This window comes from Nocardia sp. 852002-20019_SCH5090214, assembly GCF_001665865.1.
Taxonomy (GTDB): domain Bacteria; phylum Actinomycetota; class Actinomycetes; order Mycobacteriales; family Mycobacteriaceae; genus Nocardia; species Nocardia nova.
The window spans coordinates 34,093-58,785 of record NZ_LZMK01000295.1; the positions used below are offsets into that span (position 1 = coordinate 34,093).

Annotated in this window: 26 protein-coding genes and 1 pseudogene; 18 read left to right on the forward strand and 9 right to left on the reverse strand. The window is 67.4% G+C overall.

Annotated elements, in window-relative coordinates:
* Positions 1 to 2 precede the first annotated feature (2 nt).
* Genes A5780_RS23300 through A5780_RS23330 form a run of 7 tightly spaced genes read left to right on the forward strand, consistent with a single transcriptional unit; the run spans position 3 to position 6,817 of the window.
* Positions 3 to 1,028 (forward strand): MlaD family protein, encoded by a 1,026-nt coding sequence (locus A5780_RS23300; RefSeq protein ID WP_082976669.1) that lies wholly within the window; start codon positions 3 to 5, stop codon positions 1,026 to 1,028.
* On the forward strand, positions 1,025 to 2,023 hold the full coding sequence (locus A5780_RS23305) for an MlaD family protein (protein WP_064909593.1): 999 nt from the start codon (positions 1,025 to 1,027) through the stop codon (positions 2,021 to 2,023). Before A5780_RS23300 ends, A5780_RS23305 begins: the two co-directional genes overlap by 4 nt.
* Positions 2,011 to 3,057, forward strand: a complete 1,047-nt coding sequence (locus A5780_RS23310) for an MCE family protein (RefSeq protein ID WP_063012175.1) — start codon at positions 2,011 to 2,013, stop codon at positions 3,055 to 3,057. Before A5780_RS23305 ends, A5780_RS23310 begins: the two co-directional genes overlap by 13 nt.
* Complete coding sequence (locus A5780_RS23315; RefSeq protein ID WP_063012307.1) at positions 3,057 to 4,142, forward strand: MlaD family protein; 1,086 nt, start codon at positions 3,057 to 3,059, stop codon at positions 4,140 to 4,142. Before A5780_RS23310 ends, A5780_RS23315 begins: the two co-directional genes overlap by 1 nt.
* Entirely contained in the window at positions 4,139 to 5,200 is a 1,062-nt protein-coding gene (locus A5780_RS23320) for an MlaD family protein (protein ID WP_064909594.1), read from the forward strand. The genes A5780_RS23315 and A5780_RS23320 overlap by 4 nt, the downstream gene beginning before the upstream one ends.
* Positions 5,197 to 6,153, forward strand: coding sequence for an MlaD family protein (locus tag A5780_RS23325; RefSeq protein ID WP_064909595.1), 957 nt, complete (start codon positions 5,197 to 5,199; stop codon positions 6,151 to 6,153). Before A5780_RS23320 ends, A5780_RS23325 begins: the two co-directional genes overlap by 4 nt.
* A gap of 22 nt (positions 6,154 to 6,175) precedes the next feature.
* Positions 6,176 to 6,817 carry a hypothetical protein gene (locus tag A5780_RS23330; RefSeq protein ID WP_063012169.1) on the forward strand — a complete coding sequence of 214 codons (642 nt, stop codon included), beginning with the start codon at positions 6,176 to 6,178 and terminating at the stop codon, positions 6,815 to 6,817.
* Positions 6,818 to 6,861: 44 nt separating this feature from the next.
* On the opposite strand, the gene A5780_RS23335 is transcribed toward A5780_RS23330, so the two are convergent.
* Together A5780_RS23335 and A5780_RS23340 are read right to left on the reverse strand one after the other, a co-directional pair.
* On the reverse strand, positions 6,862 to 7,341 hold the full coding sequence (locus A5780_RS23335; RefSeq protein ID WP_063012167.1) for a carboxymuconolactone decarboxylase family protein: 480 nt from the start codon (positions 7,339 to 7,341) through the stop codon (positions 6,862 to 6,864).
* Positions 7,338 to 8,432, reverse strand: coding sequence for a dihydrodipicolinate reductase (locus tag A5780_RS23340; RefSeq protein WP_064903040.1), 1,095 nt, complete (start codon positions 8,430 to 8,432; stop codon positions 7,338 to 7,340). The genes A5780_RS23335 and A5780_RS23340 overlap by 4 nt, the downstream gene beginning before the upstream one ends.
* A 127-nt stretch (positions 8,433 to 8,559) precedes the next feature.
* On the opposite strand from A5780_RS23340, the gene A5780_RS23345 reads away from it, so the two are divergent.
* Positions 8,560 to 8,856: a DUF6412 domain-containing protein gene (locus A5780_RS23345; protein ID WP_063012305.1), complete on the forward strand. Its 297-nt coding sequence runs from the start codon at positions 8,560 to 8,562 to the stop codon at positions 8,854 to 8,856.
* A gap of 115 nt (positions 8,857 to 8,971) precedes the next feature.
* Positions 8,972 to 9,808, forward strand: coding sequence for a membrane protein insertase YidC (gene yidC, locus A5780_RS23350; protein WP_064903038.1), 837 nt, complete (start codon positions 8,972 to 8,974; stop codon positions 9,806 to 9,808).
* Here yidC and ctaD read toward each other — a convergent pair.
* Positions 9,805 to 11,550 (reverse strand): cytochrome c oxidase subunit I, encoded by a 1,746-nt coding sequence (gene ctaD / locus A5780_RS23355; RefSeq protein ID WP_082856844.1) that lies wholly within the window; start codon positions 11,548 to 11,550, stop codon positions 9,805 to 9,807. The two genes, yidC and ctaD, sit on opposite strands and share 4 nt — an antisense overlap.
* A 338-nt stretch (positions 11,551 to 11,888) precedes the next feature.
* On the opposite strand from ctaD, the gene A5780_RS23360 reads away from it, so the two are divergent.
* On the forward strand, positions 11,889 to 14,438 hold the full coding sequence (locus A5780_RS23360; protein WP_064909596.1) for an ATP-dependent Clp protease ATP-binding subunit: 2,550 nt from the start codon (positions 11,889 to 11,891) through the stop codon (positions 14,436 to 14,438).
* Positions 14,439 to 14,457: 19 nt separating this feature from the next.
* Positions 14,458 to 14,868: a DUF1801 domain-containing protein gene (locus A5780_RS23365; protein ID WP_197521839.1), complete on the forward strand. Its 411-nt coding sequence runs from the start codon at positions 14,458 to 14,460 to the stop codon at positions 14,866 to 14,868.
* Between the two features lie 101 nt (positions 14,869 to 14,969).
* Here A5780_RS23365 and A5780_RS23370 read toward each other — a convergent pair whose 3' ends face one another.
* On the reverse strand, positions 14,970 to 15,689 hold the full coding sequence (locus tag A5780_RS23370; RefSeq protein ID WP_064909597.1) for a TetR/AcrR family transcriptional regulator: 720 nt from the start codon (positions 15,687 to 15,689) through the stop codon (positions 14,970 to 14,972).
* Positions 15,690 to 15,803: 114 nt separating this feature from the next.
* Here A5780_RS23370 and A5780_RS23375 point away from each other — a divergent pair, with 114 nt between their 5' ends.
* Positions 15,804 to 16,574 carry an SDR family NAD(P)-dependent oxidoreductase gene (locus A5780_RS23375; RefSeq protein WP_064909598.1) on the forward strand — a complete coding sequence of 257 codons (771 nt, stop codon included), beginning with the start codon at positions 15,804 to 15,806 and terminating at the stop codon, positions 16,572 to 16,574.
* A gap of 103 nt (positions 16,575 to 16,677) precedes the next feature.
* A complete protein-coding gene (locus tag A5780_RS23380) occupies positions 16,678 to 17,160 on the forward strand; it encodes a nuclear transport factor 2 family protein (protein WP_030516069.1) in 483 nt (160 codons plus the stop codon).
* Positions 17,161 to 17,173: 13 nt separating this feature from the next.
* Here the strand turns inward: A5780_RS23380 and A5780_RS23385 are convergent, their stop codons facing one another.
* Positions 17,174 to 18,211 (reverse strand): AraC family transcriptional regulator, encoded by a 1,038-nt coding sequence (locus A5780_RS23385; RefSeq protein ID WP_231983061.1) that lies wholly within the window; start codon positions 18,209 to 18,211, stop codon positions 17,174 to 17,176.
* A gap of 39 nt (positions 18,212 to 18,250) precedes the next feature.
* On the opposite strand from A5780_RS23385, the gene A5780_RS23390 reads away from it, so the two are divergent.
* Complete coding sequence (locus A5780_RS23390; RefSeq protein ID WP_063012155.1) at positions 18,251 to 19,723, forward strand: NAD(P)/FAD-dependent oxidoreductase; 1,473 nt, start codon at positions 18,251 to 18,253, stop codon at positions 19,721 to 19,723.
* A gap of 17 nt (positions 19,724 to 19,740) precedes the next feature.
* Here A5780_RS23390 and A5780_RS23395 read toward each other — a convergent pair whose 3' ends face one another.
* Positions 19,741 to 20,163, reverse strand: coding sequence for a PPOX class F420-dependent oxidoreductase (locus A5780_RS23395; RefSeq protein ID WP_063012297.1), 423 nt, complete (start codon positions 20,161 to 20,163; stop codon positions 19,741 to 19,743).
* Between the two features lie 150 nt (positions 20,164 to 20,313).
* On the opposite strand from A5780_RS23395, the gene A5780_RS23400 reads away from it, so the two are divergent.
* From A5780_RS23400 to A5780_RS42080, 3 genes and pseudogenes are all read left to right on the forward strand, one after another.
* A complete protein-coding gene (locus A5780_RS23400; RefSeq protein WP_064903029.1) occupies positions 20,314 to 20,799 on the forward strand; it encodes a methylated-DNA--[protein]-cysteine S-methyltransferase in 486 nt (161 codons plus the stop codon).
* The gene (locus A5780_RS23405; protein WP_064909599.1) at positions 20,789 to 21,541 is read left to right on the forward strand and encodes a 2OG-Fe(II) oxygenase; all 753 of its coding nucleotides are present in this window, start codon (positions 20,789 to 20,791) and stop codon (positions 21,539 to 21,541) included. Before A5780_RS23400 ends, A5780_RS23405 begins: the two co-directional genes overlap by 11 nt.
* Positions 21,542 to 21,564: 23 nt before the next feature.
* A pseudogene (locus A5780_RS42080) lies at positions 21,565 to 21,840 on the forward strand (Ada metal-binding domain-containing protein); the annotation flags it as partial.
* On the opposite strand, the gene A5780_RS42085 reads toward A5780_RS42080, so the two are convergent.
* Entirely contained in the window at positions 21,841 to 22,218 is a 378-nt protein-coding gene (locus tag A5780_RS42085) for a hypothetical protein (RefSeq protein ID WP_030516063.1), read from the reverse strand. It lies immediately after the preceding pseudogene.
* 374 nt (positions 22,219 to 22,592) lie between these two features.
* Between A5780_RS42085 and A5780_RS23415 the strand changes: the two genes are divergently transcribed.
* The gene (locus A5780_RS23415; protein ID WP_063012151.1) at positions 22,593 to 23,297 is read left to right on the forward strand and encodes a VIT family protein; all 705 of its coding nucleotides are present in this window, start codon (positions 22,593 to 22,595) and stop codon (positions 23,295 to 23,297) included.
* A gap of 25 nt (positions 23,298 to 23,322) precedes the next feature.
* Here A5780_RS23415 and A5780_RS40185 read toward each other — a convergent pair whose 3' ends face one another.
* Both A5780_RS40185 and A5780_RS23420 read right to left on the reverse strand, forming a co-directional pair.
* On the reverse strand, positions 23,323 to 23,496 hold the full coding sequence (locus tag A5780_RS40185) for a hypothetical protein (RefSeq protein ID WP_156055668.1): 174 nt from the start codon (positions 23,494 to 23,496) through the stop codon (positions 23,323 to 23,325).
* A gap of 118 nt (positions 23,497 to 23,614) precedes the next feature.
* Positions 23,615 to 24,613: an acyl-ACP desaturase gene (locus A5780_RS23420; RefSeq protein ID WP_063012149.1), complete on the reverse strand. Its 999-nt coding sequence runs from the start codon at positions 24,611 to 24,613 to the stop codon at positions 23,615 to 23,617.
* Positions 24,614 to 24,693: the final 80 nt, after the last annotated feature.

A 24,693-nucleotide genomic window follows, 5' to 3' on the forward strand; every position in this document is an offset into this window, starting at 1 on the left:
AGGTGCCGAATTACGGAATGCCCGGAGTGGCGGTGGACAAGCGGCGCTCGCTGCTGGTCGGCGGCGTGGCGATCGCGCTCGTGGCCGCCGTCGCGATCGCCTCGCTGGCCTATCGCGGCCTGCGCGCCGACGACAGCCTGCGCATCGCGCTGCACACCGAGCAGATCGGCGACGGGGTGCTGACCGGCACACCGGTGCGAGTGGACGGTGTGCAGGTCGGTGAGGTCGCGGCGATCGTGCCCGCCGACGGCGGCACGCAGCGAATCACGCTGCGACTGGACCGATCTCAGCTGCACGGTATCGACGACAGCCTGCGGGTGGACTACGCGCCGGCGAACCTGTTCGGCATCAGCGAGATCGAGTTGCGGCCGGGCTCCGGCGGCGCCCCGCTGCGCGGCGGCTCCACCATCGACCTCACCGGGCAGCACGCCGACGCGGTCTACGACGCGACCATGGGCGGACTGCTGCGTGGGCTGTCGCAGACCGGCAACGCACTCCTGACCCCGCAGATGGCCACGGTGATCGCCCAGGTCTCCAACGACGTGCGCGGATTCACGCCGCTGGCCCAGGCGTTGATCTCGGTGGCACAGACCATCACCGACAACCAGAAGATGCCCAGTTCCGAACTGGTCGGCCGGCTCGGCCCGGCCTTCGACGGCGGCGGCCGCTTCGCGGGCGCGACCATCCAGGTCCTCGACCTGATCCGCAATATCCCACGGCTGCAGAACAATCGGGCCTCCTACGACGCCGGAACGTCGGCGCTGACCGGTTCGGTCCTGCCCGCGCTGGCCGGTCTGGGCACTCGTGCCGGATCCGAATTGTCCGGCAGCACGGACGCGGTGGCTCCGGTCCTCGCGGTGCTGGCGCGGATGGTCCCCCGGCCACAGCAGTCCGGCGCCGATCTGGCCGAACTCGTGCGCCGCCTGCGCGCCGGCCTGCACGACACCCCGGACGGCCCGGTGCTCGACACGGAAATCGATGTGCGCGGCGTGCCGGTGCCGGCACCGCTGCTGGGAGGGATCCGATGAAGGTGGGCGCCGCCGCCTGGCGGCTGGGCTTGTCCGCCGTGGTGATGATCGTCGTGCTGTCGGTCGTGTTCACCGCGATCAAGCGGCCCGTCGGCGGCGAGACCGCTACGCATCAGGCGCTGTTCACCGATGCCAACGGGCTGAAGGTGGGCGACGACGTGCGCCAGTTCGGCGTGCAGGTCGGCAAGGTCGAGCACATCTCCCTCGACGGGACACTGGCACGAGTCCGGTTGTCGCTGAAGATTGATGCGCCGATCTTCGACAATTCGAAGCTCGCCATCCGCTATCAGAATCTCACCGGTCAGCGCTATATCGACCTGCAGCAGCAGCCGAAGCCGGGGACGCGGCTGCCGGCCGGACGCACGATCGGCATCGACCACACCGTGCCGTCGTTCGATGTCACTAGCATGTTCAACGGCCTGAAACCGGTGCTGGCCACCATTTCCCCGGAAGCGATCAACCAGTTCAGCGCCAGTATGGTCGCGCTGATCGAGGGCGACGGCAGCAATGTCGAACCGGTGCTGGCCGCGATCGGCCGGCTCGCCTCCTATGTGGACGACCGCCAGCAGGTGATTGGCGCCCTGATCCACAACATGTCGGATCTGTCGCAGCGCGTCGGCGGGCGGGTGCATTATCTGGTGCCGCTGCTGGCCCGGCTCACCGATATCTTCCAGGCCCTGCAGACCAACATCGGGGGGCTGGCGCAGTTCGCGATGGCCGCGCCGTCGGTGCTGGGACCGTTGGACAGCCTGTTCGACGCCCTCGGCCTGCAGTCCGGCAACGACGTCGACGCACTGATCCGGCGGCTGTTTCCCGACCCGAAGGAGGCCGTGGACGTCTTCGGCAAGTTGCCGGCCCTGCTCGGCGGGCTGGACGCGGCGACGCCGAAGGCGGTGGCGGGCTGGAAACCGCAGTGCTCCAAGGGAAATGCCGAACTGCCGCAGGTGGTGCGGGTGCTCGTCGCGGGACAGCAGGTGGCGATATGCAACGGCTGAAACTGTTCCGGGCGAATCTCTTCCGGTCGCGGGATAGGCGCGTGGCGGATGCGGCGACCATCCGCCGGCGCGAAATCCGGCTCGGTATCGTCGGCGTCGCGCTCGTGGTGGTCTGCGCGGCCGCCGCGGGCATCCTCTACGTGGTGCCGTTCGGCAAGAAGACCTACACCGCCGAACTGTCCGAAGCGCAGTCGGTGAAGGTCGGCGACGATATTCGCGTCGCCGGTATCCCGGTCGGCACGGTGAAATCGCTCGAGCTGCATCCGGATCGTGTGCGGATGCGGTTCACCGTCGATTCGGACGTCTTCGTCGGCGATCAGTCCACGCTGGACATCCGGATGCTGACCATCGTCGGCGGCAACTATGTCGCACTGTTTCCCGTGGGCGGTAAACCATTGGGAGACAAGCCGATTCCGATGGATCGGGTGCGGCTGCCCTACAGCCTCGTGCAGACCTTCCAGGATGCGGCGCAACCGCTGCGGCAGATCGACGGCGACACGCTGCGCCGCAATCTGGCCGCCCTGGACACCTCCATCGAGGCCGCGCCGGATGCGCTGCGCACCACCCTGAACACGCTCGGCACCTACGTCGACGCGCTCAACCGGCAGCGCACCCAGGTCACCGACGCGATCGCGGTCGCCGACGAATACGTCACGATGTACGACGGGGCCGAACACGACCTGGGCCGCTTGATGGTCAATGTCAACCAGATGGAGACGTTGCTGGTCGACAAGCGCGCCGAACTGCGCGAGGGCGTGCGGCTGCTGCGCGCGGTGATCGAGCGGGTCGCGGCACTGGCGCCCACCTACGATTCGGCGCTGAAACCGAAACTGCGGCAGTTGAGTGACGCGCTGCCGCAGCTGGAAAAGCTCGGCGGCGAACTCGAGCCGGTGATCGGGACGGTGCGGAGCCTGCAGCAGAAGTTCGCGCAACTCAGCGGTGCGGACGACGCGGTCACGGTCGACCAGTCGGGGCAGACGGTCGGCGCACCGGCCGCCCACCTGTGTATTCCGGTGCCGGGGAAGGACTGCTGATGCTGCACAAGCTGCTCGGTTCGCGGGCCTTCATGTCGATCGCCGGGACGGTGGCCGTCGTCGCGGTCGCGGCGGTCGGCTATCTCGTCGCCTTCCAGCCGATGCGGGCGACCACGGCCTACTGCGCGATCATGCCCGACAGTGTCGGGCTCTATCCCGGCAACCAGGTCACGATGCGCGGCATCACCGTGGGTACCGTGAAATCCGTTGCCACACAGGGCAATGCGGTCAAGGTCGAATTCGACGTCCGATCCGATCATCCGATCCTCGCCGACGCCGGTGCGACGACGCTGTCGGACAGCATCGTCGCCTCCCGCGAACTCGCGGTGGTGTCCGGTGGCAAGGAGACCGCACGCTGGGATCCCGCCCGCTGCCTCACCAAAACCCTGACGCCCAAGAGCATCAGCGACACCCTGAACGCGCTGGCCGCGTTGTCGTCGCAGATCCAGGGCCCGGACGCCGCGCACCCCGATGCCCTGGCGCGGGGACTCACCTCGTTGAACGACGCCACCGCGGGCACCGGACCGCAGATCAACGCGCTGGTGCAGAAACTCGGTACCGCGCTGTCCGCGCCCGATGCCGATATCGCCCATCTGGCAGGCATTTTCGACGCGTTCGCCTCGGTGTCCAAGGATGTGGAGGCGCACTGGGGTGAATTGAAGACCATGCTCACCCGCCTGGGGCCGGTCCTGGACCAGGCCACCGAGGATCTGCTGCGGCCCGGCGCGGCGCTGTTCGACGGCCTCGGGCAGGTGCTGCCGATGCTCGACGACATCACCACCCTGTTCGGCGATCCGATCATGCGCGCCCTCGACGACACCGTTCCGCTGGTGAAATTCCTGCGCGCGAATGTGGGCTCACTGGCCCAGATGATCTCGCTGACACCGGTTCTCGCCCGGATCGTGCACACGATCGGCGACTCCGGCATCGGCTACGCCCCGCCGAAGGTGGCGATTCCGCAGGAACACGCCGATCAGGTGTGCGCGGCGATCGACGCGCTCGCCCCCGGGCGCTGCACCGCCGCCGACGGCCTGGCGAAGGTGGACATGGCGGCCCTGATATTCGGAATGGCAGGTGCGCGATGAGGTTTCGGCGATTCACCGCCGGCTCGGCGATCGTCCTGGCGGCAGCAGTGTCGGCCGCCGGATGCGCGTTCGACCCGTCGTCGGTGCCGGTACCGGGAACCACCGTGTCCGGCCCGACCTACCGCGTGCGCATCGAGTTCTCGAATGTGCTGAACCTGCCGGCGCGCGCCAAGATCATGGCCAACGGCGCGCAGGTCGGCACGGTCTCCGGGGTCACCGTCGTGAATCCGGCGGCCTCGGGCGGACGCGGCGGTTACGTCGTGGTCGACGCCGACATCTCGACAGCGGCGCGACTACCCGCGACCACCGTCGCCGAACTGCGGCAGAACACGGTGCTCGGCGATATCCACGTCGCGCTGACCACCCCGCCGAACGGTTTCGGCACCCTGCTGCACGACGGGTCCACGATTCCGATGGCGCAGTCGAAACCGCCTGTGCAACTGGAAGATACGATGGCGTTGATCGCCGCCTTCACCCAGGGCGGTGCGGTGACTCAACTGCAGGACGTCATCGAGCAGTTCAATCGCACCCTGCCGCAGGATCCGGCGCAGACCGCCCGCATCTCGCACACCATGGCCACCGACGCCACGGATCTGTCGAACAACCTGGACAGCGTCGACGCGCTGCTCAACGGTCTGGGCACCAACGCTCAGGTGCTGCACGATATTCAGCCGGAACTCGACGACATCCTCAGCCGGACCTCCGTCGACCGAATGAACGGCATCACCGATTCCATCGTCGGCGTGACGAAGATCTTCGGTGGGCTGGGGCCGGTGGGTGCGTCGCTGACCTGGCTCGGGCCGGTGCTGCGCGGCGCCGACGGTGCCGCCCAAGCAGTCGCGCCGCTGCTGCTCTCGGCCGGACCGGTGGACCTGAGCCGTCCCTCGAACTTGCAGGCGGTCGTGGAATTGCTGCGCGACAAGGTGATTCCGTTCGTCGAACGTGGGCCGAAGGTGAATATCGTCGGCGTGCGCTCGGACGCGTCCGCGGAGGTGCCGCCCGATCAGCAGACCGACCGCATCCTGGCGACGCTGCGGATGATCGGAGTGGTGCGATGAGGTGGGGTGCGCTGACCTCGCTGGGCGGTATCGTCGCGATCACCGTCCTGGGAGCGAGCTATCTGACCTTCGGCGTCGTACGAGCCGACCCGTTCGCCGACTACAACCGAACCACCATGGTGCTGACCGATTCCGGTGGTCTGGGTGTCGGATCGCCGGTGCTGCTCACCGGACTCGAGGTCGGCCGCGTCACCGCCGTGCGGCATACCGCCGCGGGTGTCGAGGTGGGGATGCGGCTGTCCGCGGACAAACGGGTGCCGGCCGACAGCACCGTGACCATCGAACATCTGTCGGCCCTCGGCGAACCGTACGTCGAATTCCGGCCCACCTCGGGTAACGGGCCGTACCTGCACGACGGCCAGCGTCTGGAAACGTCGAATGTGCGCATGCCGCTGTCGATTCCGGACGTCGCGCGGCTGGTCACCAAGACCATGAACCAGCTCGATCCCGAGGTGGTCGGCTCGCTGGTCGCCACCGCGAGCTCCGCGCTGAACGGCACCGACGCCGCGATTCCGAATCTGACCCGTTCCGGAGATCTGCTGGCCGCCGCGATCATGAGCCGCAGCCCGCGGATCGCGGATCTGCTCAACAGCTTTCAGGCCGCCGCCGCCGATATCGAGTGGGCCGGTCCGGCCACGAGTACGGCGGCACCGGCGTTCGTGCAGTTCACCCACGCCCTGAACGATCTGGTCGCGGCGGTGGGCCTGATGGTGGACGCCCGTCCCGCCGAAAGCTACACCGAGGGCAACGGCCTGGCGCCGTTCCTGGCGAAGCTGACCGACCGGCTGGCGCAACTCGGTCCGGAACTGAAATCCCTGGGCCCGGCGCTCGCGCCGCTGGCGGCGGCGACCACCGATTCCGCGCCGCGCATCGACATCTCCGATCTGATCACGCAGGCCCTCGACGATGTGGGCACCGACGGAACCGTGCGGGTGCGCATCAATGTCAAGTAGTACCACCGAGAAGGAGGACGCCATGTCGAACGACATCGGTACCGAACCGAAGCGGGCAGTCGACGCGGAGGCCGAGTCCTCCGCGGCCGCGCCTGCCGAGACAACCGCAGCCGAGACCACCGCGCAGACCACGAAAACGCCTCGCACACTGTCGATCCGGCTGTCGACCGTCGCCACCGTGGCGGCCGGCGTGGCGTTGATCGCGCCGGCCGCGGTCTTCGGATCGCTGTGGCTGTCGGCGCGCGGCGATCTGCGCGACCGCGACGACCGGGCGGCCGCGCAGCAGCATGCCGAGCAGGTCGCCACCGATTACGCGGTCGGCGCCTCGAATATCGACTACCGGAACGTCGGCGCGTGGATCGGCAAGCTGAAGGCCGGCACCTCGCCGCAGCTGGCCGGGAAATTCGACGCTACCGCACCGAAACTGCAGGAGATCCTGGTCCCGCTGAAGTGGACGTCGTCGGCGACCCCGATCGCGGCCAAGGTGATGAGCAACGAGAACGGCGTCTACAAGGTCGACGTCTTCCTCGACGTGAACTCCACCAGCGCACAGACGCCGCAGGGCGCGCAGACCACCGTCACCTACACGGTCGACGTCGATCCCGGCAGCGGCTGGAAGGTGACCGACGTCGGCGGAATGGCCGGGGCCCTGCCCAAACAGTGACGGCCTCGCCCGAGCAGTAGCACCCCCGGGCAGCGCCCGGACCCTCAGTGGCCCGGCAGCACGCACACGGTGTCGAGTCCGAGGACGCGGTTGAGCCGGCCGAACGCCAGCCACGAACCGATGCACATGCTCAGCTCGACGATCTCGGCCTGGCTGTAGTGCGCACGCATCCGGGCCCAGAACTCGTCGTCCAGATTGTGGTGGTCGAGGACGTAGCGTTCGGCGTATTCGGCGGCCAGCCGGGTTCGGTCGTCGAAGGAATCGGTTGTGCGCCAATCGGTGACGGCCTGCTCGAAGCCGATCTCCACCTTCTGCCCGTCGCGCTCGGTGCGCCAGTCCTGACAGAACAGGCAGCCGTTGATCTGTGCGATCCGCAGCCGCGCCGCCTCGAACTCTCGCAGTCCGAGGGTGCTGTGGGAGTAGACCGCCAGCGACAGTTTCGAGGCGGCGGGCCCGATCCCCGGCACCATCTCACCCCAGACGTAGCCGATCGGATCCGTCCCCTCGGGGATGTCGATGTTCATTGCGGTGTCCTTTCGGATGGGTCGCTCGCGAATCTGCCGACCGCGGGGCGCAAGGGGACGTCGAGGGCGTCGTAGAGGCCGGGCTCGGCCGCGGCCAGCCAGTCGATGGCGTTGACCAATCTGCCGACGGCAGTGGCATTTCCGCCGGCCGCGCGGTTACCGCCCTCGGTCTCGGCCTCGACGGTCACCTCGATGCGCGGATCGCCCTCCACGATGATGCGATGCGCGCCCGCGCCGTCGGGCGGGCGCGGCCAGTCGGGTGCGCAGTCGGGGTGGATGCGGGTGACGTGTTCGATCACGATGCGCGGCCGGCCGCCGACCATGCCCTGCACCTCGAACCGCACCGCACCCTGGGTGCCCGCGTCGAAGTCACCCATCGCCGCGGTGGTCACCGTGGTGCCGAGGGCACGCCGGTCCAGCGTCTCGCGGATGCCGTCGAGTTCGGCGCCCAGGGCGCGTGCCATCAGGCGAATCTGACCGCCCCACACCATCGTCGGGACACCGGGCGCGGTCATCGGCGGCTCGTAGTCCATCGGCTGTCCCATCCCGACCAGGTAGCGCACCGAATCCGGCTGGTCGTAGGTGGAATAGTCGAAGATCTCCTGGCAGCGGATCGTGTCGACCCGGTGACCGAGCCCGCTCACCAGCAGCGGCAGCACATCGTTGCCCCACCCGGGATCGATACCCGAGACGAACAGCGAACCACCGCCCGCCGCGATCGCCGCCAGCACCGGCTCGCGCACCTCGGCGGGAGCGTTGCGGGGATCGTAGAGCGCGTAGAGGGCGGGGGTGACGACCACGGCGCCCGCGCGGATCGCGGCCACGATATCGCGCAGGGCGTCGTCGGGCCGGATATCGCCGGACACCGCGTACACGACCGCGCGAGGATGGCGTGCCAGCAGGGCGTCGACATCGGCCGAGGCCGCGACACCGAGGTCGTGGTCGAGTCCGGCCAGCCGGCCCGCATCGCGCCCCACCTTGGCCGGATCGTGCACCAGCACCCCGGTCAATTCCAGTTCGGGGTGCGCGTGCACGGCGCGGATCGCGGCACGGCCGACATTGCCCGTACCCCAGACGATCGTCGAGATCATCGCTCCGACACTAGCAAGTGCTTGGTTCGCTGTGGGCGTTTTGCCGGGTCTGCCGTCGGTCCCTGTGCCCGGACACCAGGCCGTCGGCTCAGCTCGGTGCGCCGTGCCGTTCGGTACCCTGATCGTCATGGTGATGCGGATCCGTTCGACGGCGCTGATGCTGTGCGCCCTCGTACTGTCCGTGGTCGCCGCCACGATCATGCCTGCGGGCGAACCGAATTCACTGCTGGCGGTTGCCGCCGCGGCGGTTCTCGCGTTGGCGGTGGTCGCCGCCTACTCCAGCCGGGTGCGACTGCAGCCGATCGGTGTCAGCAGTGGACCACCCGTGTCGGCGCAGCAGCGGCGGCGGGGATCTTTTCTGCGACAGAGCAATCCGGATACGGCGGGCCGGGTGCGGCCCAGGGCACCGGGTCGCTGGAGCTGATCGCGCGTCACCCACGCCGGTGCTCCCAGCCGGCCGCAGTGAACGCGCAGCTGTCCAGCCGCCCCTGTTCACTCGCCCGTACCTTCACGGGTGCCTCGAAGTGAGGTGATATCCCATGCTCGATTTCGTGTACTACCCGGTCGCCGCCGTTCTCTGGCTCTGGCACACTGGATTCGCCGTCCTGTTCGGCGCCGCGAGCGGCCTGTCCTGGGCCCTGGCGATCGTCATGCTGGTGGTGACCCTGCGCGCCGCCCTGTATCGGCCGTTCCTCGCTCAGGTCCGGTTCTCCCGCACGATGGCCGTTCTGCAACCGAAGATGCGGCAGCTGCGCGTCGAATGCGGCGACGACCGCGAGCGATTGGCCGTCGAGACCCGGAAATTGCAGCAGCAGCACAACTTCAACGTGCTCAGCGGCTGCCTGCCGGTGCTCGTGCAACTGCTGATGTTCCTGGGACTGCTGCATGTGCTGCATTCCTTCGACCGCACCGGCGGCGGCTCGTATGTGCCGTTCCTCGGAAACACCACGGCGATGTCCGCGGCGCAGAACGCCGATACCGCGAATTACGTGTTCGCACCGGAGCAGGTGCGGTCGTTCCTGCACGCCGATCTGTTCGGCGCACCGCTGTCGGCGACGCTGACCTCCACCGACAGCGTGGCGTCGGTGGCCGTCGTGGCGATCCCGCTGGTACTCATCGCGGCCGTCGCGACCCACTGCACCGCGCGGGCGTCGATCGCTCGCCAGCTCGAGATCACCCCGCAGATGCGGCTGATCAACGCGATGACGTTGTGGCTGTTTCCGCTGGGCACACTGGTCGCGGGCCTGGTGATGCCGGTCGGCATCTTGGTCTACTTCGCGACCAGCAATACCTGGACCTTCGTGCAGCAGCACGTGGTCCATCGCAGGCTCGGCCCGCTGGAACCGCTGCCGCCACCGGCGGTCCCGACGATCTAGGCCCGTTCCTGTTCGGCGGGGGCGGTCTCGTAAACCTCCGCATGCGGGGCGCCCCAGCCGATATGCGATTCGGCGCGCAGGCGGTCGATCATGTGCGGATAGTGCAACTCGAATGCCGGCCGCTCCGACCGGATCCGGGGCAGCTCGTAGAAGTTGTGCCGGGGCGGCGGGCAGGTCGTCGCCCACTCCAGCGAATTGCCGTACCCCCACGGGTCGTCCACCGTGACCACCTCGCCGTAGCGGTAGCTGCGGAACACGTTCCACACGAAGGTGATCATCGAGAAACCGAGGATGAACGAACCGATGGTGGACACGGTGTTGAGCGTGGTGAATCCGTCGGAGGGCAGATAATCGGCATAGCGACGCGGCATTCCTTCCGCACCCAGCCAGTGCTGCACCAGGAAGGTGGTGTGGAAGCCCAGCAAGGTGGTCCAGAAATGCAGTCTGCCCAGGCGTTCATCGAGTAGTCGGCCGGTCATCTTCGGGAACCAGAAGTAGATGCCGGCGAACGTCGCGAACACGATCGTGCCGAACAGCACGTAATGGAAATGCGCCACAACGAAATACGTGTCGGTCACGTGGAAGTCCAGAGGCGGGCTGGCGAGGATGACGCCCGACAGGCCGCCGAACAGGAAGGTGACGAGGAATCCGAGCGCCCACAGCATCGGCGTTTCGAAGGTGAGCTGGCCCTTCCACATCGTGCCGATCCAGTTGAAGAATTTCACCCCGGTCGGGACGGCGATCATGAAGGTCATGAAGGAGAAGAACGGCAGCAGCACCGCCCCCGTGGCGAACATGTGGTGTGCCCACACCGCCACCGACAGCGCCCCGATACTCATCGTCGCGTAGACCAGGGCGGTGTAGCCGAAGATCGGTTTGCGGCTGAACACCGGAAAGATCTCGGTGACGATGCCGAAGAACGGCAAGGCGATGATGTACACCTCGGGATGGCCGAAGTACCAGAACAGGTGCTGGTAGAGCAGGTTGCCGCCGGTGGCGGGATCGTAGATGTGGCCACCGAGACGGCGGTCGTATTCCAGGGCCATGAGCGCCGCGGTGAGGATCGGGAAGACCATCAGGACGAGCACGCTGGTCACCACGATGTTCCAGGTGAAGATCGGCATCCGGAACAGGGTCATACCCGGCGCGCGCAGGACGATCACGGTGGTGAGCATGTTGACACCGCCGAGGATGGTGCCCAGGCCGGAGACGGCCAGACCCAGAATCCACATATCGCAGCCCACACCTGGGGAGTGCACGATATCCGACAGCGGGGTGTAGGCGGTCCAGCCGAAGTCGGCGGCGCCGCCCGGTGTGACGAATCCTGCGGTGGCGAGTGTGGCGCCGAAGAGATAGAGCCAATAACTGAGCGCGTTCAGTCGGGGGAAGGCCACATCGGGCGCGCCGATCTGCAACGGCAGGATGCAGTTGGCGAAGCCGAACACGATGGGCGTGGCATAGAACAGCAGCATCAGGGTGCCGTGCATGGTGAACAGCTGATTGAACTGCTCCGGCGACAGGAACTGCAGACCCGGGCGAGCGAGCTCGGCCCGCATCAGCAGCGCCATCAGCCCGCCGACGAGGAAGAACGCCATCGAGCTGACGATGTACATCATGCCGAGCAGCTTCGGATCGGTCGTCGTGACGATCGTCCAGAGCTGCGAACCCTTCGGGGCGATCCGCCGGGGATAAGGCCTTGCGGCTTCGATCTCGGCGGCGCCGCGAGATGGTGCTGTAGTCACAGTTCCTCCTCGAGCCCAACCATCTTCGAGTGTGGCACCGCGGCAAGATCAACGTGTCGAATCCCGCCGGGTATCGGTGCGCGATCGGTCGTGATCTTCGCCGGACGCGCCCATGCTCCCATCGATACCCACTTCCCGGCAGATGGATCGCCGGAAACTTCCACGCGGATCGCTGGGAAGTAACGGATGCTTCGGTGACCTCCACGGAAACGACGGCCGGGAGTACGGTTGGACCCGACCGTTTCGGAGTGGTTCTGAGGTGAGTGCGGCGGTGCGGACCGTAGCTGTCCGTTCGCTCGCCGCTGCGACGACGAGATTCCGAGATACGAGGTGTGGACATGACCGCTGCCTGGCCCAGTTCGTTCAACTCCTTCGACGATCTGTTCAATCGCTTCTTCGGCCCCGGGATGGCCGCGCAGCCACCGGTACAGCGCATCGATCTGGGCCGGCTGCTCAGCGACAGCGCCAAGGAGCTGATCGCGATCGCCCGCTCGGCCGCGCAGGACTGGGGTAATCCGGAGGTCACCGCCGAACATCTGCTCTACGCCGCCACCCAGGTCGAACCGTCGCGCGGGATCATCGCCCAGCTGGGCCGGGATCCGGACCAGGTCGCCGCGCAGATGCGCGGTGCCGCCGGCAGCGGAGAGGCCACCGCGACCGCGGGCGGCCAAGTCGTCCTGGGCCCCGGCGCCAAACTGGCCCTGCGCACCGCGCAGCGCAACGCCGCCGAAGCGGGATCGAGCTACATCGGCCCGGAGCATATCTTGCTGGGCATTGCCGACAATCTGGAAAGTCCTGCCGCGCAGTCTCTTTCGGGTGCAAAACTGCCCGTCGCCGAGGGGCAGAAGAAGCCCACCGACACACCGACGCTCGACGAATACGGCCGGGATCTGACCGCCGAGGCCCGCGCGGGCAAGGTCGACCCGGTCGTCGGCCGCGCCGAGGAGATCGAGCAGACCGTGGAAATCCTTTCCCGGCGGCGCAAGAACAATCCGGTACTCATCGGCGACCCCGGTGTCGGCAAGACCGCGATCGTCGAGGGCCTGGCGCAGCGCATCGTCAACGGCGACGTGCCCAGCACCCTGGCCGACCGGCGGGTGGTGGCCCTCGATGTGGGCTCGCTGGTGGCGGGCAGCAAATATCGCGGCGAATTCGAGGAGCGGCTGACCAAGATTCTCGACGAGGTCCGCGAGCACTCCGACGAACTGGTGCTGTTCATCGACGAGTTGCACACCATCGTGGGCGCCGGCACCGGCGGCGAGGGTTCGATGGACGCGGGCAACCTGCTCAAACCGGCGCTGGCCCGCGGCGAACTCCATGCCATCGGCGCCACCACCGTCGACGAATACCGGCGCTACATCGAAAAGGACGCCGCCCTGGAGCGCCGCTTCCAGCCGGTGCTGGTCCCGGAACCGTCGGTCGCGGACACCATCGAAATACTGCGCGGACTCGCCGACGTCTACGAGGAGCACCATCAGGTGCACTACGACGACGAGGCGCTGGTCGCCGCGGCGGAGCTGTCCGACCGCTACATCACCGACCGGTTCATGCCCGACAAGGCGATCGACCTGGTCGACCAGGCCGGCGCCCGGGTCCGGTTGCGCACCCGCATGCCGGGCCCGGATCTGCGTGCGGCACAGGAGGAATTGTCGCGCCTCGAGCGCGAGAAGGATGCCGCCGTCGCGGCCGAGGACTACGCCCGCGCGGACGAACTCAAGAGCGAGATCGCCGCCGCCGAGGAACGGGTCGGCCACATCACCGCCGACGAGGCGCCGACGGTCACTCTCGACGACATCGCCGAGGTGGTGTCCAAGCAGACCGGAATTCCGGTGTCGGAGTTGACGGTCGAGGAACGACAGCGCCTGCTGCAGCTGGAGGACGTGCTGCACAAGCGGGTGATCGGGCAGGACGAGGCGATCGTGGCCGTCGCCGAGGCGGTGCGCCGCGCCCGCGCCGGGATGAAGGATCCGAACCGTCCGATCGGCTCGTTCCTGTTCCTCGGCCCGACCGGTGTGGGCAAGACGGAATTGGCGAAAGCGCTGGCGGAGGCGGTGTTCGGCGACGAGGACCGGCTGATCCGATTCGATATGAGCGAATTCCAGGAGAAGCACACGGTGTCCAGGCTGGTCGGCGCACCGCCCGGATATGTCGGCTACGAGGATGCCGCACAGCTCACCGACAAGGTTCGCCGCCAGCCGTATTCTGTGATCCTGTTCGACGAGGTGGAGAAGGCTCATCCGGACGTCTTCAATGTGCTGCTGCAGTTGCTCGACGACGGGCGCGTCACCGACGCCAAGGGTCGCACGGTCGATTTCAAGAACACCATCGTGATCATGACCAGCAATATCGGTTCGGATCTGATTCTGAAGGCCACTTCGGCGGAGCTCGACGCCATCACCCCGCGGTTGATGGAGCGGCTGCAACAGCATTTCCGGCCGGAATTCCTCAACCGCATCGACGAGACCATCGTGTTCCACCGGCTCGACCAGGAACAGTTGCGCCGCATCGTCGATCTGGTTCTCGACGGCCCCCGGCGCCGCCTGCGCGCCCAGAACATCGAACTCGACGTCACCGACGCGGCGCGGGATTGGTTGTCGGAGAACGGTTATCAGCCCGAATTCGGCGCTCGCCCGCTACGCCGGACGGTGCAGAAGCAACTGGAGAATCAGGTGTCCCGGCTGGTGCTCGGTGGCGAGCTGAACCCGGGCGACACCGTGCGCGTCGATGCCGACGAGTCCGGGCTGCTCGTCGCCGCGGTGGCCGGATCCGGGGCCGAACGCTCGCTCGACGCTTCCGCGAACGGCCAGAAGCCGAAGGGTAAGAAGGCGAACGGTAAGTCCGATGCCAAGTCCGAGAAGAAGTCCGGAGCGAAATCCGGCAAGAGCTGACCTCCGCCAGGAGTCCGGCATGGTGAGCTACGTGGCCGATCCGCGCGTCGACGCCTACATCGACGCGCTACCGGCGTGGCAGCGTGATCTCTGCCGCCAGGTGCGCGAACTCGTTCACGCCGCCGACCGGGATGTCACCGAGACCGTAAAGCGCAGAGTACGACCGTATTTCGTCCTCGACGGAAACATCTGCGCGCTTCTGGCGACGAAGACGCACGTCGACATATTCCTCTACGACGGGGTGATGGTGCCCGATCCGGAGGGCATCATCACGGGCGGCCACGACAATACGACGGCGCGCACCGTGGCGATTCGCGAGGGGGAGACGATCAACGCCCCCGCGCTGTCGGCGATGCTGCGCCAGATCATCGCGAACAATCGCGCGGGCGGTTGGCGCAAGCTGAAACATGATGCCGCACAGGTGGATTGACGGATCTGCCCGGCAGAGTTCATGGACCCGTCGTGCGGCGGATCGGCGCAGGCCCGCACGTCGCCGTGGGCGGATCGCGCGGTCCGGCGCCGTGGCCGTTTTCAGCCCGCCGTTGTCGTGTCCGCAGCGGCTTGTGCGTAGACGCCGGCGGTGAGTTCGCGCATACATCTGACCACCAGGGGAGCCGGTCCGCTCGCTCGCGTATCGGTTCGCGCTGCGGCCGAGGATGTTTCGGCAACACTACCCGGCTGTGCCACCGGGCCGTCGTCGTCGGCCCATTGCTCGAGTCCGATGCGGATCGCGCCGGCTGCCGCGGCGGCCAGAGTGCGCAGGCGCAGCGGATCGGTGTCCGGGGACAGTTTCGTCAGCAACTCCAGCAGGGCGTGCTCACCGGTGAGGTTGACCCGGAACCAGACCGCGCGCAGGGCCGAATCGTCGGCCATCGCGCGCAGCAGGCCGCGGGTGATATCGAGTTCGTCGCGGTCCACCACGTTCAGGGCGCGGATCGCGGCGGTCTCCAGTTCCGCGATCCTAGGCAATCGGTCCGGTCCGTCGCCGAGAATGTCCAGCCAGCGAGACGCACCCGCCGACAGCATCGGTTCCACGGCATCCTCTTTGGTACGGCAATAGCGATAGAAGGTGCGCAGGCCGACGCCGGAGGCGGCGGCGATCTGCTCGGCGGTGACCGCCGCGGTGCCACGCTCGGCGAACAAGCGGGCGGCGGTGTGGGCGATCTCCATCCGGGTCGCCGACTTGCGCCGCGCGGCCAGGTTCGGGCGCTGCGATGCGGGGGCGGACGGGCCGGTTCTCGACTCGGGCATGAGTCACCTCCTGTCCGCACAGTCTAAGCGCGAATTGTCACTCTGGCACAACGTGCCACTCAGGCGTACTGTGTCAATCAAAATGAGAAAATCGCAGTTGAGGAGAGTTTCGCAATGGAGCGTTTCGCAGACCGCCGGGTTCTGATCACCGGCGGCGGATCCGGGATCGGCCGCGCCACCGTGCATCGCATCCTGTCCGAGGGCGGCACCGTGGTGGCCGCCGACGTCAACGAGGCGGGGCTGGCCGAAACCGCGAAGCAGGCCGCCGAGAAGGGCAGCGCCGATCGGCTGACCACCGTCACGATCGACATCTCCGACGAGTCCTCGGTGCAGGCCGGGGTCGCCAGGGCCGTGGAGACCCTGGGCGGGCTGGACGCGCTGGTCAACGCGGCCGGCATTCTCCGCTCGGCGCACACCCACGAGATGCCGCTGGCGGACTGGAACCGCATCATCACCACCAACCTCACCGGCACCTTCCTGATGATCCGGGAATCGCTGCCTGCGCTGCTGGACAGCGGCCGCGGCGTCATCGTGAACTTCGCCTCCACGTCCACCTACTTCGCGCACCCGTATATGGCCGCCTATGCCGCGTCGAAGGGCGGCATCATGTCGATGACCCATGCGCTGGCCTCGGAGTACTCCAAGCAGAACCTGCGCGCGGTGGCCGTGGCGCCCGGCTCGATCTCGAGCGATATGACCGACGGCCGCGGCCCGGGCCTGCCCGAGGACGCCGACTTCTCGCTGTTCACCAAGCTCATGCCGATGCTCGGCCAGGGTTTCGCCTCGCCCGACACGGTCGCAGGCGTGGTGGCCATGCTCGCTTCCGACGACGGCGCCTTCATCACCGGCACCGAGGTGCGCATCGACGGCGGCACCCACGCCTGATGTGGCGAATCGGTCCGGGCCGTCCCGGTCATCGGGAAAGCCCGGACCGAAACAGAAACGTGTTCTATTGTGCTGGCGGGGCCGAAACCAGGAGGTGACCGCGATGGATCTGGTTGCGTTGGAAGAGATTCGTGCGTTGAAATACCGCTATCTGCGGACGCTGGATCTGCGGGAGTGGGACGAGTTCGCCGATACCCTCGCCGCGGACGCGGTGGCCGATTACGGCTCGCCGTCGGGCGGTAAGCCGCTGCAGTTCGAGGGCCGCGACGCCATCGTCGGCTATCTCAGCGGCGCGATGACCGGCACCATGATCACCTCGCATGTGTGCAGTCATCCCGAGATCGCGGTGGACGGCGATTCCGCCTCCGGCAGTTGGTGTCTCGAGGATACGGTCATCGTTCCCGAGCACGGGATCATGATTCGCGGCGCCGCGTACTACCGCGACACCTATCGCCGTGAATCCGACGGCCGCTGGCGCATCACGAAGACCGGCTATCAGCGCAACTACGAGGCGATGATGCCGCTGTCCTCGATCCAGGGATTCACCATCACCGCGAGCCGCTGGGACCCCAGCGTCACGCACTGATCCGGTCGGCCGCTCAGGCCCGGGCGGTGCGCCGGATCGCGGTGGGAGTGCTGTCCCACCAGCGGCGCGCGCAGCGGGTCAGGGTGGCCTGTTCCGCGAGGCCGAGCAGTGAGGCGATCTGGCTCATCGGCAGATCCGTTGTGGTCAGATAGCGTCGGGCCTCACCGCGGCGCACATCGTCGACGATGGCGGCGAAGGTCGTGTGCTCGGCCGCCAGGCGCCGCTGCAGGGTGCGCGGATGGATCGTCAAAAGCCTTGCCACCGAATCGATCTGCGGTGCGGTCGTGCCCAGCAGCTGCTGTACGGCGGCCCGCACCCCCGGCACCGTGGAGGCGCCGGTGTCACCGGCTTGTTCGGCCAGGAATGCCACCGCCAGCCGGCGCAGATTCGCATCGCCGCCCGCGATCGCCCGGCTCGTGAGGTTGCTCGGCAGCCGCAGCATGGCCGCCGGTCGCTCGAAGCGCACCGGGACGCCGAAGAAATTCTCGTAGGCCGCGCGCGGACCCGGCGGGCGGTACGGCAGCTCCACCGAGCGCAGGCCGTACGGGCCGTCCACCAGCCGGATCAGCGTGCGATGCAGAAATCCCAGGCCGAGATCGGTGCCCTGGACGGGTTGGGGGAACCCCGGTTCGACGCCGTAGCGCAGGGCCGTCACACCGCGGTCGCCGTAGGGATCCGGTTCGATGGTCAGGCTCAGCGAGCGCGCGTGCACGAACAGGTAGCGCGAGGTGCACTCCAGCGCATCGGCCAGGGTCGGCGAGCTGCGGATGGCCAGCGCGAGTGGTCCCAGCATGCCGAGGTCCTGCCGGGCGGCGATCCGGAGGCCCAGATCGGGACACCGCAGCCGGTCGGCGGCGATCTCCAGCACCAGCGCCATCGCCTCGTCCGACACCAGCAGATCGTCCGCGTCCAGGGCGGCGATCGGGTAACCGGCCGCGGCCGCGTATTCCTCCGCATTTCCCCCGAGTTCGGCCACGGTCGCGCGAAAACCGCGCAAACCGGCCGAGCGGATCACCGACATGTCGTCCAGAATCAAATACTTGTCGCGCAAAGTCAAGAATGCCGCGGGCGGAACCAGGAGACTGGAACCATGACCGCAGCTGGTGAATATGTCGACGTCGTCATCGTGGGCGCTGGTCTGTCCGGAATCGGCGCCGGTTACCGCGTGCAGACCGAATTGCCCGGAAAGTCCTATGCGATTCTCGAGGCGCGCGAGTCGCTGGGCGGCACCTGGGACCTGTTCCGGTACCCCGGCATCCGCTCGGATTCGGATATGTTCACCCTCGGCTACCCGTTCGAGCCCTGGCGCGATGCCAAATCGATCGCCGACGGTCCCTCGATTCTGCGCTACATCACCGAGACGGCGCGCCGCTACGGGATCGACAAGCATATTCGCTACGGCACCAAAGTCGTTGCGGCACAATGGTCCAGCGCCGAGTCGCGATGGACGCTGACCCTGCGGCAGGGCGATGCGGAGCGCACGCTGAGCTGCCGCTTCCTCTACTCGTGCGCCGGCTACTACGACTACGACGAGGGCCACGCGCCCGAATTCCCGGGCGTGGAGACCTTTTCCGGCACCATGGTGCATCCGCAGTTCTGGCCGGAGGATCTCGACTACGCCGGCAAGAAGGTCGTGGTCGTCGGCAGCGGCGCCACCGCCGTGACGCTGGTTCCGGCGATGGCCGAGCAGGCCGAACTGGTGACCATGCTGCAGCGTTCACCGACCTGGATCTCCGCGGTGCCCGGTCGGGACAAGCAGGCCGACAAGATTCGGGAACTGCTGCCGGCGGGCTTGGCGCATCGTGTGATCCGCACGAAGAACATCCTGTTCAACGTCGGTTTCTATCAGTACTGCCGACGTCGTCCGCAGGCGGCGCGCAAGCTGCTCACCGGGCTGACCACTCGCATTCTCAAGGACGAGAAGCTGGTCGCCGAACACTTCACCCCGGAGTACAACCCGTGGGATCAGCGGCTGTGCGCGGTGCCGGACGCCGACTTCTTCAAGGCGATGCGCAAGGGTAAGGCCGAGGTGGTCACCGATCACATCGACACCTTCGTGCCCGAGGGCATCCGGCTGACATCGGGCCGGGTGCTCCCCGCCGACATCGTCATCTCGGCGACCGGCCTGAAGTTGCTGGCCTTCGGCGGTATCACGCTGGAGGTCGACGGTGAGCCGGTGAACCTGTCCGACCGGTTCGTCTGGCAGGGAACGATGCTCACCGGCGTCCCCAACTTCGCGGTCTGCATCGGCTACACGAATGCGTCCTGGACGCTGCGCGCCGACCTGACCTCACGGCTGGTCTGCAAGGTGATCGCCCATATGGACCGGCGTGGATACGACGCGGTGGTACCGCAACCGCAGGGCGAGCTCACCGAACATCCGCTGCTCGACCTCGCCTCCGGCTATATCCAGCGGTCCATCGGCGACTTCCCGCGGCAGGGCGATCGGCATCCGTGGAAGGTGCGGCAGAACTACCTGCTGGATTCGGCCACGACCATGCGCACGAATCTGGACAAGACGCTGCAGCCGGTCCGGCGCACGGCGGCGCTGTCGAACGCCTGAGTGCAGCGCCGGTCCGGTCAGCTCGCCCAGGGGCCGACGCCGCCGATCTTGTCGATCCGTACGCGGGTCAGCAGTCCCGGCGGTGCGTCGGCAGGAGGGAAGTTCAGACCCGGTGCGGCGAGCACGGCGGCCAGTTCCTGCAGCAGTTCGGGCGCCCCGCCCTCGACGATGCGCGCGGTGCCGGTGACCGACAGATACGGCCGCATGAACTCGCTGGGCTGATCCGAGACGATGGTCAGCGCCACCCGCGGATCGCGGCGCACGTTGCGCACCTTCAGATATTCGCCGAGATGTGCGCTGACCAGCTCGTCGCCCTCGGGAGTGGACTGCAACGCCACCCAGACGACGGAAATCTGCGGGCTGCCGTCGGCGTTCAGGGTGACCAGGGTCGCGTTGGCGCCGGCGCCGACGAATTCGCGCGCGGAATCGGGAAGTCGCATATCCGGTCCGACGCCTGCGCGAATCATTTCATTCCCGCAATGCGCGCACCCGCCGCGCGGTTCGGACGCGATGTCTGATTTCCGCCGGTATTCGATCCGGGGCTCCGGCAGATTGGGGAGCGTACGGATCGAATACCGAAAGGATCAGCAATGACGGTCTACACGACGACGGCGAGTCCGCTCGGTGAGCTCATGCTCGTCGGCGAGGTGCGCCCGGGTGGTGTCGCCCTCACCGCCCTGTCCATCGCGGGCGGGAAAGGTGCTGTAGCGCAACCTGATTGGGCCGAGGATCGCGCACCGTTCGAATCGGTCGTGTGCCAGCTAGACAGCTACTTCGCCGGGCAGCGCACCCGCTTCGAACTCGACTATGCGGTCGAGGGCAGCGAATTCCGGCGTCGGGTGTGGCAGGCGCTCGACGACATCCCGTACGGCCGCACGGTGACCTACGGTGACATCGCCGCCCGGGTCGGTGCGCCGCGGGCTGCGGTGCGGGCGGTCGGGGCCGCGATCGGTGCCAACCCGGTTCTGATCGTGCGACCGTGCCACCGGGTGATCGGCGCGAACGGCCGCCTGACCGGCTACGCGGGCGGACTCGAGCGCAAGCGGCAACTGCTGGAGCTCGAACATGCCGCGTGAAAACGGTCCGGCAGCGACCGGACCGGGGCTCACCGCGACGTCGTTCGGCGCTCGGGTGGATGCGCAGGACTGGACGCGGATGGCGGAGGACCTCGACGAGCACGGGTACGCGCTCAGTGGCAGCCTGCTGAGCGCGGACGAATGCCGCTCGCTCGCGGCCCTGTACGGCGAGGACCACCGCTTCCGCTCCACCATCGAGATGTCGCGCCACCGTTTCGGGTCCGGCGAATATCGCTACTTCACCCACGATCTGCCTCCGGTGGTCTCCGAGTTGCGCGCCGCGCTGTATCCGAAACTGCTGCCCATCGCGCGGATGTGGGCGCAACGACTGGGCCGCCCCGGTTCGTGGCCGGACGAGTTGGACGACTGGATCGCCCAGTGCCACCGGGCCGGGCAGAACCGCTCGGCGCAGATTCTGCTGCGCTACGGCTCGGGCGATTGGAACGCGCTGCATCGAGACCTCTTCGGCGACATGATCTTTCCACTGCAGGTGGTGGTCGGACTGGATGCCGCCGGCTCGGACTACACCGGCGGCGAATTCCTGATGGTCGAACAGCGCCCGCGCGCCCAATCCCGCGGCGCGGCAGTCACTCTGCCGCAGGGGCACGGGCTGGTCTTCACCACCCGCGAGCGCCCGGTACGGTCCGCCCGCGGCTGGTCGGCCGCGCCCATGCGCCACGGCGTGAGCGTGGTGCGCAGCGGGCACCGCCATACCCTCGGCCTCGTTTTCCACGATGCGTGAGGGCGGCGTCGACAGGGGTGTCGATGGATGACGGGGACCGTGCTCCGGCGCGGTATTACGTGCTGCTCGGCTCCGACGCCGTGCCGTACCGCAGCCCGACCGCGGGCACGGTCGGCGGGCATCGGCGTCAGCGCATCTACGGGCGGCTGGACTGCCCGGCGGCACTGCGCGCCCTGCGTCGCGGCAACTACGCCGCATACCGGGTGTTCTTCGCCGACGAGGCCACCGCCGTCGCCGCCGGATACCGGCCGTGCGCGCGGTGTCTGCCGGAGGCGTATCGGCGCTGGAAATCCGCGCGCTCAGATGCTGCGCTGCCGCCGCCGGATCGGCGGCCGGGGCGGACCGATGTGCCGGTGCACCAATTGCAGGGCGGCCAGCAGGATCAGCGAGAATCCGGTGGACAGGTAGTCCTCGGTCAGCACGCCGAGCACGGCCAGGCCGCCGAAGACCGGTAGTTCCAGCCAGGAGCACCAGGCCAGTAGTCGTAGCCGGGAGGCGTGGGAATCGAGCCAGGCCAGTCCGTCGTCGACGATGTCGGCGGCCGTGTCGAACTCGACCAAACCGTCGCCCACCTGCACGAACCGATGTACCGCCTGCTCGCGACTGATCCGCCCCAGCCACACCTCGTCGATGAGCCGCTTACCTTCGACCGCAACTTCCGTGACGACCGCGTCCATTCTGCGCCAGTCCCTTTCCAGTTGGTCTCGCAAAGTGTAAGCGCCGAGAGCCGCAATCACCCCGCAATCCGGCCCTCTCATGGCTGGGTGGTGCACACCACCCGGCCGGGACCGCCCCCGGTCCCCGGGCGATCGACGCGAATCGGACAGCGCCGCAACCCGTGCGGGTCCTGCCGGGCGACATCGCCGAAAGTCTTGGCGACGAACGCAATTCGATATCCGGCACAATAATCGGCGGAGTGTTCCGGCTTTTCGAAATAAGGTATGGGATACCTTCCTGTGCAATGGTTTACCTAAATTCGGGCAGCCTTTCTTTGCTGGCGAGGAAAAGGCGGCCGGGTTATTTTTGTCTGGTGCAAGCGGATACGGCGGTAATGGAGAGTGTGGTCCGGCCGGAAACTCACGGACCGGGTTTGTCGGTACGACTGAATTGGCTGCGGGCCGGGGTGCTGGGTGCCAACGACGGAATCGTCTCCGTCGCAGGGATTGTCGTGGGTGTGGCGGCCGCCACTACGTCGACGTCGGCGATCGTCACCGCGGGCGTCGCGGGACTCGCGGCGGGCGCGGTGTCGATGGCATTGGGCGAGTATGTGTCGGTGAGCACACAGCGCGACAGTGAGCGCGCGGTGCTGGACGTGGAACGGCGGGAACTCGCCGAGGACCCGGCGGGTGAACTCGCCGAGCTGGCCGCCATCTACGAGGGCAAGGGCCTGACGCCGGCCACCGCGTGGAAGGTCGCCGAGGAGTTGACGGCCAAGGACGCGTTCGCCGCCCATGCCGAGGCCGAATTGGGCATCGATCCGAGCGAACTGACCAACCCGCGGCATGCCGCGCTGTCGTCGGCCTCGGCGTTCACCATCGGGGCGCTGCTGCCGCTGCTGGCCATGCTGGTACCGGCGGCGATCCGGGTTCCGGTCACCGCGACGGCGGTTCTGGTGGCACTGGCCGCGACCGGCGCCATCGGCGCCCGTCTGGGGCAGGCGCCGGTGGGGCGCGCGACGATTCGCGTGCTGGCGGGCGGTGCGCTGGCGATGGCGACGACCTATGTGGTCGGCCACCTGGTCGGTATCGCGGTCTAGCGGGCGGTCGGGGCGGCAGGCGAAATCAGCGGTTCCGGAACCGGTTTCCCACGCGCAGCCGGTCCATGACCGCGCGCATCTTGGCTTGCCGGTGCGGATCGCCGATCCGGAATTCGACGTGCACGACGGGATGGGATGCGTCGATCAGCGCCACGGTTTCGCGGTCCGTGGAGTGAGCAGCGCGGGGTGAAGCGGTCATAACTCCCAGTGTGCACCCGCGGCTATTTTCTGGCAATGTGTTCTGCCGCTCTGTCGCTTTCGAAACCCAATCGAAATGCTCGGGGATGCAGTCGCTTACACCGCCGCGCTGCCGCCGCTCACGACCGGGAGCCCACCAGCTCCCGTTTGCGGGCCTCCCGGGCCAGCGCCCGGTCCCGCTGTTCTTCGAAACGCGCACAATCGTTTCGCAGTTTCTCCAGGAATTCCCCGAGGGTATTGCGGGCCCGGTCGCCGCGCGCGGTGAAGTCGTTGCGATCGAACACATTCCACTTGCGCAACACCGGCATCACCACTTCCTCCAGATGCTGGCGCAGATCGTAGATTCCGTGTTTTGCCATCAGCACGCCGTTGCGCCGCCAATCCGGCATTCCGGCGCCCGGCATCTGGAAATTGCACACGATATCGGAAATCGCCTCCAGCGCCTGGTCGGGCGCCAGATCCAAAGCCGCTGCGCACATATTGCGGTAGAAGATCATGTGCAGGTTCTCGTCCGCGGAGATGCGCGCCAGCATGCGGTCGGCGACCGGATCGTCACAGACCTTCCCGGTGTTGCGATGTGAGACGCGGGTGGCCAGTTCCTGGAAGGTCACATAGGCGACCGAGTGCAGGAATCCGGTGTCGGCCCGCTCCACCACGCTGGCCTTGTCGCTTTCGCGCACGAGTTTCATCGCGTCGTAACCGTTGGTCATGTGGACCATCCGGGCCCGTTCCAGGGCCACGGGGTCGACCGCGCGGGTCACGACGAGATAGTCGCGAATCACGATGCCGTGCCGGTTCTCCTCGGCCGTCCAGCGTCCCACCCAGGTTCCCCAGGCGCCGTCGGTGGAGAAGTTCTCGGCGATCTCGCGATGGTAGGACGGCAGATTGTCCTCGGTGAGAAGATTCGTGACCATCGCGGCGCGGGCGACCTCGCTCAGCCGTGACTGGGCGGGGTCCCAATCGGTTCCGCCGAGGGCCGCGAAATTGCGTCCCGCATCCCACGGGACGTAGTCGTGCGGATGCCACGTCTTCGCCATCGACAGATGCCGATGCACGTTGCTCTCCGCCACGGGCTCGAGTTCCAGTAGCAACTCGAGTTGGGTGAGATTCCTGACCACGGTGTTGCCCTTCCTCGTTGTGGATCGCCGTGCGACGCTGCGGGAGGAAACCGGTACAGTGCAGTCACGACCGGGTTGCC

Excerpts from the sequence above, each read along its gene's own strand:
- A5780_RS23395 (WP_063012297.1), bottom strand. The coding sequence starts at position 20,163 with ATGCGACTTCCCGATTCCGCGCGCGAATTCGTCGGCGCCGGCGCCAAC.
- A5780_RS23370 (WP_064909597.1), bottom strand. The coding sequence starts at position 15,689 with ATGCCCGAGTCGAGAACCGGCCCGTCCGCCCCCGCATCGCAGCGCCCG.
- A5780_RS23335 (WP_063012167.1), bottom strand. The coding sequence starts at position 7,341 with ATGAACATCGACATCCCCGAGGGGACGGATCCGATCGGCTACGTCTGG.
- A5780_RS23380 (WP_030516069.1), top strand. The coding sequence starts at position 16,678 with ATGGATCTGGTTGCGTTGGAAGAGATTCGTGCGTTGAAATACCGCTAT.
- A5780_RS42085 (WP_030516063.1), bottom strand. The coding sequence starts at position 22,218 with ATGGACGCGGTCGTCACGGAAGTTGCGGTCGAAGGTAAGCGGCTCATC.
- A5780_RS23330 (WP_063012169.1), top strand. The coding sequence starts at position 6,176 with ATGTCGAACGACATCGGTACCGAACCGAAGCGGGCAGTCGACGCGGAG.
- A5780_RS23320 (WP_064909594.1), top strand. The coding sequence starts at position 4,139 with ATGAGGTTTCGGCGATTCACCGCCGGCTCGGCGATCGTCCTGGCGGCA.
- A5780_RS40185 (WP_156055668.1), bottom strand. The coding sequence starts at position 23,496 with ATGACCGCTTCACCCCGCGCTGCTCACTCCACGGACCGCGAAACCGTG.
- A5780_RS23400 (WP_064903029.1), top strand. The coding sequence starts at position 20,314 with ATGACGGTCTACACGACGACGGCGAGTCCGCTCGGTGAGCTCATGCTC.
- A5780_RS23405 (WP_064909599.1), top strand. The coding sequence starts at position 20,789 with ATGCCGCGTGAAAACGGTCCGGCAGCGACCGGACCGGGGCTCACCGCG.
- A5780_RS23415 (WP_063012151.1), top strand. The coding sequence starts at position 22,593 with ATGGAGAGTGTGGTCCGGCCGGAAACTCACGGACCGGGTTTGTCGGTA.
- A5780_RS23365 (WP_197521839.1), top strand. The coding sequence starts at position 14,458 with ATGGTGAGCTACGTGGCCGATCCGCGCGTCGACGCCTACATCGACGCG.
- A5780_RS23390 (WP_063012155.1), top strand. The coding sequence starts at position 18,251 with ATGACCGCAGCTGGTGAATATGTCGACGTCGTCATCGTGGGCGCTGGT.
- A5780_RS23360 (WP_064909596.1), top strand. The coding sequence starts at position 11,889 with ATGACCGCTGCCTGGCCCAGTTCGTTCAACTCCTTCGACGATCTGTTC.
- A5780_RS23310 (WP_063012175.1), top strand. The coding sequence starts at position 2,011 with ATGCAACGGCTGAAACTGTTCCGGGCGAATCTCTTCCGGTCGCGGGAT.
- A5780_RS23305 (WP_064909593.1), top strand. The coding sequence starts at position 1,025 with ATGAAGGTGGGCGCCGCCGCCTGGCGGCTGGGCTTGTCCGCCGTGGTG.
- A5780_RS23345 (WP_063012305.1), top strand. The coding sequence starts at position 8,560 with ATGGTGATGCGGATCCGTTCGACGGCGCTGATGCTGTGCGCCCTCGTA.
- A5780_RS23325 (WP_064909595.1), top strand. The coding sequence starts at position 5,197 with ATGAGGTGGGGTGCGCTGACCTCGCTGGGCGGTATCGTCGCGATCACC.
- A5780_RS23340 (WP_064903040.1), bottom strand. The coding sequence starts at position 8,432 with ATGATCTCGACGATCGTCTGGGGTACGGGCAATGTCGGCCGTGCCGCG.
- yidC (WP_064903038.1), top strand. The coding sequence starts at position 8,972 with ATGCTCGATTTCGTGTACTACCCGGTCGCCGCCGTTCTCTGGCTCTGG.
- A5780_RS23375 (WP_064909598.1), top strand. The coding sequence starts at position 15,804 with ATGGAGCGTTTCGCAGACCGCCGGGTTCTGATCACCGGCGGCGGATCC.
- A5780_RS23315 (WP_063012307.1), top strand. The coding sequence starts at position 3,057 with ATGCTGCACAAGCTGCTCGGTTCGCGGGCCTTCATGTCGATCGCCGGG.